The sequence below is a fragment of the Dolichospermum sp. DET69 genome (assembly GCA_017355425.1).
Classification (GTDB): domain Bacteria; phylum Cyanobacteriota; class Cyanobacteriia; order Cyanobacteriales; family Nostocaceae; genus Dolichospermum.
In genome coordinates this window covers 5,354,534-5,367,119 of the sequence record CP070233.1, presented here as the reverse complement: position 1 = coordinate 5,367,119, position 12,586 = coordinate 5,354,534, and the positions used below count along the sequence as shown (strand labels likewise).

Sequence of the window (12,586 nt, the reverse complement as noted above, 5' to 3'; positions counted from 1 at the left end):
CGAACGCTCCTTCGTGGTTAATTTCTCTTAATTATCTTCCTGCGTCCATAAATCCATAAACATTGGGGAATCGCGTAAATCCTAAATAACATAGGGAACAGAGTAAAAAATATCTCTTTCCCTCATCCCCCAATGAGGATTTCAAAAGTGGAAAAAATAGCAATCATCGGGTTATCTTGCCTATTTCCCGATGCTCATAATCCTGAAGAATTTTGGCAGAATCTTACCGAAGAAAAAGATTCCACATCATCTATAACTATAGCGGATTTGGGAATAGATCCCGCTATATTCTACGATTCTAATAAAGGTAAACCGGAAAAATTCTACTTTTCAAAAGGTGGATTTATCCGCAACTTTAAGTTTGATGCTAATGAATATAATTTACCTGAATCATTTCTAGAAAGCTTAGATAACACCTTCAAATGGTCATTGTACGCTGCAAAACAAGCCATTGTTCAAAGTGGTTATTGGGGAAATCAAACTGCACTGGCAAAATGTGGAGTCATTTTAGGAACTCTGGGATTACCAACGAAAGCATCTAATCAATTATTTGCTCCTATTTATCAGCAAAATATTGAACCTGCAATTGGTGAACTTTTACAGGAAAAAGATTTTCGTTTAGGGGGTTTATCCACCTCTCAAAAAGTCTCTCCATACAATGCTATGGTTTCAGGTTTACCTGCTGCTATAGTTTCCAAAGCATTCTCTCTGTCTCCAACTCATTTCTCTATAGATGCTGCTTGTTCCTCATCATTTTATGCCATTAAATTAGCATCCCATTATCTGCAATCTGGCAAAGCTGATTTGATGTTAGCTGGTGCTATTAGTTGTTCAGATCCATTATTTATCAGAATGTTATTTTCTGGGATTCAAGGATATCCCGATAATGGTATTAGTCGTCCTCTTGACAAGTCATCACGCGGGTTAATTACCTCCGAAGGCATAGGAATGGTAATGCTCAAAAGATATAGTGATGCTGTTAGAGATGGGGATAAAATTCTGGCAACAATTTGTGGTAATGGTTTATCTAATGATGGTAAAGGTAAACATCTTCTTAGTCCTAATCCTCAAGGGCAAACTCTGGCATATCAAAGAGCTTATTCAGAAGCTAAACTTAACCCCCAAACAATTGATTATTTAGAGTGTCATGCTACTGGCACTCTATTGGGAGATACCACCGAATGTAACTCCATTGAAGGCTTTTTTAGTCCATATCAAGCAGCACCTTTAGTAGGTTCAACTAAAACAAATGTTGGTCATTTACTTGTTGCTGCGGGCATGGTGGGGATAACCAAGACAATTTTAAGTATGTCTCATGGCGTTATTCCTCCCACTATTAATGTGACTCAACCCATAGGTTCTGAAAATAATGTTGTCTCTCCAAAAAACATTGTCAGAACGCCTACTAAATGGCCGAGTCAAGAAACTAAAAGAGTAGCTTTAAGTGCATTTGGTTTTGGTGGAACAAACTCTCACATCATTCTAGAACAGGGGAAGTAAGCAAATGAATATTGAGCAAAATCTGACTGCAAAAATGGCAATTGTGGGCATGGATGCCTTCTTTGGTGAATGTCAAGAATTAGATGCTTTTGAGAGCAGTATTTATGACGGAAAACAGCATTTTATTCCTCTGCCAGAATCCAGATGGCATGGGATTAATGAGCAAGAAACTTTACTGCGAGAGTATGGTTTAGAAGCTGGAAAAGTACCACAAGGAGCGTATATTGATAATTTTGAAGTTGATACTTTAGGTTACAAGATACCTCCTAATGAAGTTGAAAAAATCAACTCTCAACAACTTTTATTATTAAGAGTTGCTGACCGCGCCCTCAAAGATGCGAATATTTCACCTAATAGCAATGTAGCGGTAATTATCGCCGCAGATACAGAATTATCTGTACACCAACTACAGCAAAGATGGAATTCATCTTGGCAAATTAAAGATGGTTTGAATGGTGCAGAAATTGCTTTATCACCAGAAAAAATCCATCAATTAGAAGGCATTGTTCAAGATAGTATTCATAATCAAGTTGAACTTAGTGAATATCTCAGTTATGTTACCAACATTATGGCCAGCCGGATTTCTTCTTTATGGAATTTCTCAGGCCCATCTTTCACAATTAGTGCCGTCGAAACTGCCGCTTTTAAAGCTTTAGAACTCGCGCAAATGCTACTTGATACTAATGAAGTAGATGCTGTAGTTGTCGGTGCTGTTGACTTAGCAGGAGGTGTAGAAAATGTATTACTGCGAAGTCAATTTGGAAAAATTAATACAGGAGTCAATACTTTAAGTTTTGACGAAAAAGCTAATGGTTGGAATGTGGGAGAAGGTGCCGGTGCAGTTGTTCTCAAACGTCATGATACGGCATTAAACAACAATGAACGTATCTATGCAGTAATTGATGGTATTAGCATTGGTCAATCTCCCTCAATGGCTGTAGATAGCAATACCATTACTCAAGTCTGTCAACAGGCTTTTCAACAAGCAGGGATTGAACCCACAAAAGTCAACTATTTAGAAGTCTGCGCTAGTGGTATTCCCGCAGAAGACGAAGCCGAAATTAACGGTATCCTGCAAGCTTATCCTCAAGTTGGAGATGGTTTACACTGCGCTATAGGTAGCATTAAATCTAATATTGGTCATACCTTCGTTGCATCAGGAATTGCCAGTTTAATTAAAACTGCACTGAGTATTTATCACAGATATATTCCAGGAACTCCTAATTGGTCTGGTGTTAAAACACCGCAAGTATGGGAAGGCAGTCCTTTCTATGTTGCGACGGAATCCAGACCTTGGTTCTTGCAAAAAGAGGTCAAATCTCGAATTTCGGCGATTAATAGTATTGGTTGTGACGGTTCTTTTGCTCATGTCATCTTATCAGAAGAAATCCAACAACCAGAACGCATTAGCACATACCTAGAATCAAGACCTTTGCATTTGTTACCCATTGCAGCAGATGATCAATCTAGCTTATTAGTAGCATTGGATCATTTGCAACAAACAATTGAAAATGCTGATTCTCTCAAAAATATTGCTAGTCAAACCTTTGTTAAATTTCAACAACATTCTCAGCCAAAATATACCTTATCTCTGACTGGACGTAACCAAAAAGAATTAATTAAAGAAATTAATTCTGCTAAAAAAGGTGTAACTAATGCCTTTGCAAATGGTAAAGATTGGCAGACTCCCATAGGTAGTTATTTTACACCAAAACCATTGGGTAAAGATGGAGAAATAGCCTTTGTTTATCCCGCTGCTGTCAATACTTATCTGGGTATCGGTCGGAGTCTTTTCCGGCTATTTCCTAAAGTCTTAGATGATGTAATTATCAAAAGTCTTGACGAACGGGCAGCCGATGTTGAAAAACTGGTATTTCCTAGAAGTTTAAGTAAATTATCAACTCGACAATTGGAAACTCTAGAAAAGAAATTGTTGGCTGATTCATTAGCAATGTTTGAAGCCGAAGTGCTTTTTACCAGATTAATCTCCACAATTATTACCGAAGATTTTCAAATTAAACCCAAATATATTTTCGGATATAGCTTAGGTGAAACTAGCATGATGGTTGCTCAAGGAGTATGGAGCAATTTTTATGAAGTTAGTCACACCTTTAATTCATCAGCTTTATTTGGAGATAGATTATCAGGTTCTAAAAATGCTGTGCGTGAGTATTGGGGACTACCAAAAACTGCCACAACTCCAGAGAATAAGTTGTGGAGTAATTACGTTCTTATGGCTAGTCCTGAGCAAGTCAGAGAATGTTTAAAAAATGAAACTCGCGTTTACTTAACACAGATTAATACACCAGAAGAAGTATTAATTGCTGGAGATCCCGCAGCTTGTGGACGAGTGATTAAAACCCTGGGTTGTAATTCTTTTCCTGCTCCTTTTGATCATGTAATTCATTGTCAAGCAATGAAATCAGAGTCTCAAGAATTGGAAAAACTATACACTATACCAGCGCAAAAAATCCCCGGAGTCAAGTTTTACTCCGCTGCTGAATATCAATCAATTGAAATTGATAGCCAACAAATTGCCCACAATATTGCCACAGGATTATGTCAACAACTCGACTTTCCCCGCTTAGTTAATCGCGTCTATGCTGACGGAGCAAAAATCTTTATTGAAGCCGGTGCTGGTGGTATTTGTTCACGCTGGATAGATAAAAATCTGGGTAATCAAGAACATCTTACCGTATCCCTAAACCGACGCGGCACAGATGACCATAGTTCCCTAATTAAAGCATTAGCAAAACTATTGAGTCATCAAGTAAATGTGAATCTAACTCCTTTGTATAACTTATCCTCAGAAAATACACAACAGAAAAAAGCTGCACTGAGGACAGTTACTTTAGGTGGTAATTCCATGACTTCTGCAATTTTAAATGCAGAAAATCGGCAAATTTTTGCTAATAACCAAAAGCAAACAATTTTTACTCATCAAGAGTATAAAATCATCAATTCCTTACAAACATCGGAGAAAATAGCCCCTACAGACATTTACCCCAAACCCCAACCTAAACTAGCAAAAAATACCATGAAAACTATCATGGAGAACGGTTTGGAATTGTCAAAGAAACTAAAATTCTTTGAGTCAACTAAAATCCTCAAGCAAAATATAAATCAAGAATCTGGTGAAAAAGTTAGCATGAATGATTTAAAAATTTCTCAGTATCAAAAACTGAGTAACAACACTGCCAAATTAACTAAAACGCACACAAGTTTTTTAACAGCTAGACAAGATTTTAGTCAGCAAATGAGCGAAATCATTCAATTGCAATTAGCTTGCGCTCAAAATTTGCTTAACGAAGAGAAATAATGCACTTGGGTTGAGCTTAAAGCTCTTTTTTAAACGAACCACAGAGGCACAGAGGACACAGAGGGAAGAAAAAATTTAATAGAAATTGTATTTACTCTCTTTCTTTGCGCCTCTGCGCCTTTGCGTGAGCTAAATTCTTCATTCTCAACTTTTTTTTATTTGAGGAATAATTACCGTGACAACAATCGAGACGGTACTAAATAAACATGATAATGGGCTTGGTTTTTTTACCTGTAATCATCAAAACCAAGTTTGGAAAGGTTCATTAGATTGTGTTAGCTTTGAAAAAAGTGCTATCAAAGATAAACTTTTAACATTAGATAAACCTTGTTATCTCATTAAAATAGCCGGAAAAATTGGTGCTACTAATGATGGCTATTTAGCACCTGCTGATGATAGTGTATCTGGACAAGCAGAACTTTTAATATCACTTCCACCCCTACGGTTACAACAACTTGGGGATTCTAGTTTTCTTGCTGCTTATGGTGTAAAATATGCCTATATGACGGGAGCAATGGCTGGAGGTATTTCTTCTGAAGAAATGGTAATTGCCCTAGGAAAAGAGAAAATTTTAAGTTCCTTTGGTGCAGGTGGTTTACTTCCAGAACGCTTAGAATCTGCGATTAATAATATTCAACAAGCGTTACCCGATGGACCCTACGCGTTCAATTTAATTCACAGTCCTAACGAACCAGCTATTGAACGCCGGGCTGTAGATTTATATCTAAAATATGGTGTCAGAACAGTAGAAGCATCAGCATTTTTAGACTTAACTCCGAATATTGTTTATTATCGAGTTGCTGGGTTAAGATTGAATGCAGCTAACCAAATTGATATCAGAAATAAGGTAATAGCTAAAGTTTCCCGACGGGAAGTTGCTACTAAATTTTTGCAACCCGCACCAGAACGAATTCTCAAAGAATTAATTCAGCAAGGACTAATTACTGAATTACAAGCCAATTTGGCTAGTCAAGTGCCCATGGCTGATGATATTACTGTTGAAGCTGACTCTGGTGGTCATACAGATAATCGTCCTTTAGTATGTTTATTACCTTCAATTATTGCGCTCAGAGATGGAACTCAAGCTCAATATAATTACTCAGTTCCTATTAGGATTGGAGTAGCTGGAGGAATTGGCACACCAGAATCAGCTTTAGCTGGTTTTATGATGGGTGCTGCTTATATAATGACTGGTTCAATTAATCAATCTTGTGTTGAGTCTGGTGCTTGTGAACATACTAAAAAGTTATTAGCACAAGCAGAAATGGCGGATATGATTATGGCTCCCGCAGCCGATATGTTTGAAATGGGAGTGAAATTACAAGTTCTCAAACGGGGGACAATGTTTCCCATGCGAGCGCAAAAATTGTATGAATTATATCGCACTTACGACTCTATTGAACAGATTCCGCAAGCAGAAAAAGATAAGTTAGAAAAACAAATTTTCCGTAAAAGTCTTGCAGAAGTTTGGGAAGGTGCAGCGGCTTATTTATCCCAAAAGAATCCAGAAAAATTGGGGAAAGCTGTTAACAATCCTAAACTCAAAATGGCTGTAATCTTTCGCTGGTATTTAGGATTATCTTCCCGCTGGTCTAGCACTGGTGAAAAAGGTCGGGAAGTTGATTATCAAATTTGGTGTGGACCAGCTATGGGTGGCTTCAATGACTGGGTACGTGGTTCATATTTGTCAGAACCTAATCATCGTCATGTTGTTGATGTTGCTAACCAAATTATGAAAGGGGCTGGGTTTTTATATCGCAGCCACAGTTTAAAAATGCAAGGTTTGCAAATGCCTGCTTATTACAGTCAATATCAACCAATTCCTTCTATATTGGAGAAGTAAAAATGAGTTTAAAACAGTCTTATAATGCTGAAAGTATTCAAGCATTTCTAGTTTCTCATCTCGCGGAAGTTGTCGGAGTAGAAACCGCAGAAATTGATGTTAATGAAAATTTAGAAAATTATGGTTTGGATTCCGCTCAAGCCATGATGATCATTAGTAAATTAGAAGAATTACTAGGATTTAAACCCTCTCCTATTTTACTTTGGCATTATCCCAATATTGCAGCCCTTTCTCAACGGTTGTCAGAAGAATCAACTGATGATTCTCAAGCAAAAGATTCAGGGACAAATTCCCCTGTTAGTTTTGCTCCTCCTCTTCTAGATTTAGCTGCGGAAGCTGTCCTAGACCCTACTATTCAACCTGTAGGTAATACAGTTTTTATCACTAACCCCAAAAATATCTTTTTAACCGGAGGAACGGGTTATTTAGGGGCTTTTATCATCAAGGAATTGCTAGAAGTATCTGAAGCAACTCTTTATTGCTTGGTTCGTGCTAGTAATGTGGAAGAAGGTAAAAGCAAATTAGAAAATAATTTGCAACAATATGGAATTTGGCAAGATGAATATAGTAGCCGTATTATCCCTATCATTGGTGATTTAGCACAGCCACATTTGGGAATTGGTGCAGAACAATTTGAAAGTTTAGCCGCTAATATTGATACTATTTATCATAGTGCAGCTTTACTGAATTATGTTTATCCTTACTCAGCATTAAAAACAGCCAATGTTTTAGGGACACAGGAAGTTTTGCGTTTAGCTTGTCAAACGAAAGTGAAGCCATTGCATTATGTTTCTAGTGTGGCTGTATTTGAGTCAAGTGCCTATGCTGGTCAGGTAGTTAAAGAGCAGGATAGTTTTGATGACTGGGAAGGCATTTTTCTCGGTTATTCCCAAACTAAATGGGTGTCGGAAAAATTAGTGAAAATTGCTGGTAGTCGAGGATTACCTATTACTATTCACCGACCTCCTTTAATTTCTGGAGATAGCAAAACTGGGATTTGTAATACCCATGACTTTATCAATTTGATGATTAAAGGTTGTCTACAAATGGGATCTTTTCCTGATGTAGATTATATGTTAGATATGTCTCCTGTTGATTATGTGAGCAAATCTGTTGTTTATCTTTCTCGACAAGAAACATCTGTAGGTAAGGCTTTTCACTTACAACATCCTCAACCTGCTTCCTTAAAATCTTTGGTTGATTGGGTGCGTTCTTTTGGATTTTCATTGAAGATGATTCCCTACGAAGAATGGCAAGCAGAGTTAATTAATAATGTGACATCTCAAGATAATCCTTTATACACTTTGCGTCCGTTTTTACTAGAACGTTGGTCTGATGAACAAATCACTATTCCTGATTTGTATTTACAAGCTAGAAGACCAATTATTAGTTGTGAAGAAACTCTAGAAGCACTAAAAGGCAGTTCTATTGTTTGTCCTCCTATTGATTCTCAATTGTTGATGACTTATACATCCTATTTAGTGCAAACTGGTTTCTTGACTCTTGCCTAATGGTATTGGCACGGGTAAACCGTGCCTAGCTAATTAACTTTTTTAAAATGAACGTAAAATGTCAGGGAACTGTTTTAATTACGGGTTCAGCCAATGGTATTGGTTATCAGTTAGCCCGGATTTTTGCTCGTGAAAATTACAATCTTGTATTGGTAGATAGGGTAGGTGAAAAACTTACGAAAATAGCTGTTGATTTTCAAGAAGAGTTTGGGGTTTCTGTTAAACCTATTATCAAAGATTTATCTATATCCACATCTCCAGAAGAAATTTTTACAGAGTTGCAAGAGGCTGGAATTAAGGTTGATATTTTAGTAAATAATGCCGGGTTTGGAAATCATGGATTATTTAATGAAACTAACCTCAGTACCGAACTGGAAATGTTACAGGTAAATTTAGTTTGTTTAACCCATTTAACCAAGTTATTTCTCAAACAAATGGTTAAACAAGGTCATGGCAAGATATTAAATGTTGCTTCTGCGGCTGCATTTCAACCAGGTCCGTTAATGGCAGTGTATTTTGCCACTAAAGCCTATATTTTATCATTTTCAGAAGCGATCGCTAATGAATTAGAAGGTACAGGTGTAACTGTAACAGTTCTTTGTCCGGGTTCTACTGTATCAGCATTTCATGAAAGAAGCGGCATGGCTGATTCTAAAATGCTTAAAGGTAAAAAAATGATGGATGCGGAAACGGTTGCACAGATTGGTTATGATGCTTTAATTAAAGGAAAAACTATTATTATTCCTGGTTTCATGAATAAACTTATGTCAAAATGTGTGCGGTTTATTCCTAGGAAAATGGTGACGAAAATTGTCAGAAGTATGCAAGAAGATAAGTAATAAAAAGTAAAATCTCCCAAGACCTCTTCCCTGTCCCCTTGTCATAAAAACGAATTTTAACGCCACATAAAGTTCTTGGCGATTTATTAATGTTTCATCTGGATTTGGAAATTAGGCAATTATTTTTGCGATTCAGATTCATAAGTACCTAGACAGAATTAATTACATATTAGTTATTTACCAATTCTTTACCAGTCAAGGATTTCAGCCCTGATGTTTGTGTAATTAATTTTTTCCAGGTACTTATTTTGACGGAAGAGGGTTAACCTCACCATCAGATTCTTGAGCAGATTTAGCGACATATATACCAACTAAAACTACAATAAAAGCTAACCCATTTAGGAGACTTAAATCTTCACCAAAGAAGATCCATGCAAGAATTGTAGCAATGATCGGCTCAAGCAGAAGGAACAAAGAAATAAATCCTGAAGAGAAGTGTTTGAGGCTATAGAAGAGAATCCCCGAACCAATCACTTGGCAGAAAATAGCTAGAAAGATGACTGGTAACCATCCCTGCCAGGAAGATGGGAAAATTTTATCTTCAGTTAATATCACTACTGGAAATGTCAAAAATATTCGGAAAAAACAAGACCATAATAATATGCTTATTGTCGAAAACTTGACTCTTAATTTTTCTACCACTAAATTGTTAGCTCCAAAAAATATAGCAGATAGTAAAGCTAAACTATCACCATTCAGATGATCTGTAGAAATTTGTAAATCTTGAATGCTAATAGTTATAGCTCCTCCTATAGCTAAAACCATACCGATGAGAAATTTACTGTTAAAGGAATAATTTAATAGCAGCCATCCCCCTAATATGGTGAAAATTGGGGTCATATTATGTAATAAATTCGCGTTAGCAACGCTTGTTGTAGTTATAGACCAAGCCCAGGAAAGCTGGGAAAGTGAAATTAAGATAGCCGTTAACACCAATAGTGATATATCGAATATTGTATAACTTTCTTTTACACTGGAAGTATCTTGGAATAGTTGAGAAGCTAAATATTTACCACCTTTCCACAGTCCTAGAATAAAAGTGGCTATCCAGAAGCGATTGAAAATCGTAGCATTAGGACCAATATATTGTTCGCTAAATTTGATTAAGATTGCTGCTAGTGATAAAGTAAATACTGCTACGAACAATAAAATAATCTGTATTTTATCGGATCTAAAATCTGTCTGTTGCTCTGGCAATTCCACGGTATTAGTCATAATGATTTTGTGGCAAAGACTTTTGGAGGTAATGTTGTACAAAATAAACAGGGCGGGTAAGGAGTCCCACCCCACAATAATTAAACTTGTTTTAAGTTATACAGTTTAAATTCCGAACAGCTTACTATTTGAGAGTTGAAAGATAAGACAACATCCGCCCATACTGTGCTGTTCCCGCTGCTATTGCTAAATGTGATCCCAGAAGAATTTGGTCAACTTCTGCTTGATTTAACCTCGGCTCTTGATTAGCTATACCGGCAAGTAACTCTCTTGTGTGATATTGATCAATGGCTAGGTGAGCAGTAAAATAAACACTCAAATCTTCCTGATCAATACCAACTCTTTTTAAACCCGCAATAATTCTTTCAAAATGTGGATGCACCCAACTTTCAAATACCAAGAAAGCTCCATATGCCATATATTTGTATCCTGGACGTGTCAACAGCATATTAAATGAGTTTGATGTTATCTTAGCGTACCAGGGACTCGTTAGTTTTCGATAATCAGATAGTTGATTCCAACCATTTAATTCTTCCAACAACATTCTTAACCAATATGTGTGGAAATCATTAAGCTTGCCACGACCGCACTCATCCCAAAGATTTGATGCAACTACCTTTTTTAGTAGCCCTTGTAAACCCTTTACCAGTAAAGCTACCTCATCATCAACCACCTCATTGCGGATGACTTCATTTTGTAAAAAAGTTATAACAGCCGTTTTTGAGGCCTTTGTCGCAATATAATCAAATAGTTCATGGTAAACGCCGGAATTATCAAGTATTTTTTTGTTAAGATAATCAACCGCTTCCCCCTGATTTAGCTGTTGGGGAATTGCTGGTATATCTAACCAATAATTCATTAATTCTCTTTCTAAAACAATCTTTAATTGCTGTAATTTTATTTCTAATTCTTCATTGGTCGTGATATAGCAAGGGCTATCTTCATAACCGAGTACATAGGCATAAATTAATCCTAAACTTTCGTGAATAAATTTACCATGTTCTTCAGAGTTATCCCTGCTTTTAGCTAATATTTCATATTGCTGAGTTACATCTAAATAAAGAAAGTCTTTGATTAAACCGCTGAAACCCTGAAATTTGTTGACAGGAGGCCAACTCCGATCTTGTAAATTTGAGGACTTTTCCTGTAACTGATTAATACTTAGCACCTGACAACTCCTTTAAAATTCAAGTAGTATACAACTGATTGAGATTTACATAACACAATGCCAACACTTGTATCCCGTTGCATTGATATTAAATATTATCTCCCTGTCCAATTTGTGATTTGCCCTTAATCAAGATTCAACCAAAAGCCAACCCCCGTAGCCAGGGCTTTCTCGTAGATGCTTTGGGAACAAGCCATATCTTCAATTGCCATTCCCATGGGATTAAGAACGATGATTTCTTCATTTGACTCCCGACCTGATCGGTTTCCAAGGATTATTTCACCTAGTTCCGCGTGTAGATGCTCGCGGGAAAAGCTCCCTTCAATTACTAACTGATTAATTATTTTCTTCTCACGATTGGATTGTTCCCAGTCGTCCACTACTACCTTATCAGCTTTCAAGAAGACCTCTTTGTGTAGGTCCATAATGGAAATATTGCTCACAAAAGTTCCTTTTTGCAGCCATTCGTAGGGTATATAGGGTTTGTCCGTAACCGTACAGGTTATAACCACCTCGCCCTGGCGCACTGCTTCCTCTGCCGTTGCTGCAATATGGTATTCTACTCCTGGGAAGTGTTGGTTTAGCTCAAGAACTAAATTCTTAGCAGCGAGGGAGTTGAGGTCGAATAGATAAATGGTAGTAATTAAAGGGAATTGCTCAAGAATTGTCAATAGTTGCATCTTGGCAATGGGTCCACAGCCAATGCAGGTTACACGAGAAAAACCTGTTCGCGCTAGGTACTTAGCCGCTACCGAAGTAACAGCCGCGGTTCGCATACCGCTGATTAGACTGCCCTCAAGAATAGCAATTGGGTAATGAGTTTGGGTGTCATTCAGAATGATGATCGCACTAGCTCGGTCTATACCGTGTACAGAAGGATTATCATGCTTACTTCCAACCCACTTTAAACCAGCGACTGGGTTATCACCACCCAAATAGGCCGGCATGGCTATTATCCGGTCAGCAATATGATTTTCATCACCGCGCCAGCGCAAATATGGCTTGAGGGGTTGGACAATTTTGCCCTCAGCATGAAGAACAAGAGCATGGCTGACTGCATCTATGTACAACTGAGAAGAATTTCCGCACAGTTGAATAATGTCTGATTTGCTCAGATAAAGAATCTTTGGCGGTTGTGTAAGTTGGGAGGTCATATTTTTTTTGCTGGGGATAAGTGCTAGATTCGTTTGC

The 12,586-nt window shown here is 37.4% G+C and carries 8 protein-coding genes; 5 read left to right on the top strand and 3 right to left on the bottom strand.

All coding sequences use genetic code 11. The annotated features are described in order from the left end of the window. Window positions 1–147 precede the first annotated feature (147 nt). The 5 genes from EZY12_24700 to EZY12_24680 all read left to right on the top strand — a co-directional run bounded on the left by EZY12_24700 (window position 148) and on the right by EZY12_24680 (window position 9,012). Window positions 148–1,500, top strand: a complete 1,353-nt coding sequence (locus tag EZY12_24700; GenBank protein QSX67804.1) for a polyketide synthase — start codon at window positions 148–150, stop codon at window positions 1,498–1,500. Window positions 1,501–1,504: 4 nt separating this feature from the next. Further along, a complete protein-coding gene (locus EZY12_24695) occupies window positions 1,505–4,819 on the top strand; it encodes a type I polyketide synthase (protein ID QSX67803.1) in 3,315 nt (1,104 codons plus the stop codon). Window positions 4,820–4,994: 175 nt separating this feature from the next. Further along, the gene (locus EZY12_24690) at window positions 4,995–6,662 is read left to right on the top strand and encodes a PfaD family polyunsaturated fatty acid/polyketide biosynthesis protein (GenBank protein QSX67802.1); all 1,668 of its coding nucleotides are present in this window, start codon (window positions 4,995–4,997) and stop codon (window positions 6,660–6,662) included. A 2-nt stretch (window positions 6,663–6,664) separates the two neighbouring features. Continuing rightward, entirely contained in the window at window positions 6,665–8,173 is a 1,509-nt protein-coding gene (locus EZY12_24685; protein ID QSX67801.1) for a thioester reductase domain-containing protein, read from the top strand. Window positions 8,174–8,220: 47 nt separating this feature from the next. Further along, window positions 8,221–9,012, top strand: a complete 792-nt coding sequence (locus EZY12_24680) for an SDR family oxidoreductase (protein ID QSX67800.1) — start codon at window positions 8,221–8,223, stop codon at window positions 9,010–9,012. A 243-nt stretch (window positions 9,013–9,255) separates the two neighbouring features. Here EZY12_24680 and EZY12_24675 read toward each other — a convergent pair whose 3' ends face one another. From EZY12_24675 to sbnB, 3 genes are all read right to left on the bottom strand, one after another. Further along, window positions 9,256–10,227: a DMT family transporter gene (locus EZY12_24675; GenBank protein QSX67799.1), complete on the bottom strand. Its 972-nt coding sequence runs from the start codon at window positions 10,225–10,227 to the stop codon at window positions 9,256–9,258. Between the two features lie 124 nt (window positions 10,228–10,351). Beyond that, on the bottom strand, window positions 10,352–11,395 hold the full coding sequence (locus tag EZY12_24670; GenBank protein QSX67798.1) for an iron-containing redox enzyme family protein: 1,044 nt from the start codon (window positions 11,393–11,395) through the stop codon (window positions 10,352–10,354). Between the two features lie 125 nt (window positions 11,396–11,520). Further along, a complete protein-coding gene (gene sbnB, locus EZY12_24665) occupies window positions 11,521–12,549 on the bottom strand; it encodes a 2,3-diaminopropionate biosynthesis protein SbnB (protein ID QSX67797.1) in 1,029 nt (342 codons plus the stop codon). Window positions 12,550–12,586: the final 37 nt, after the last annotated feature.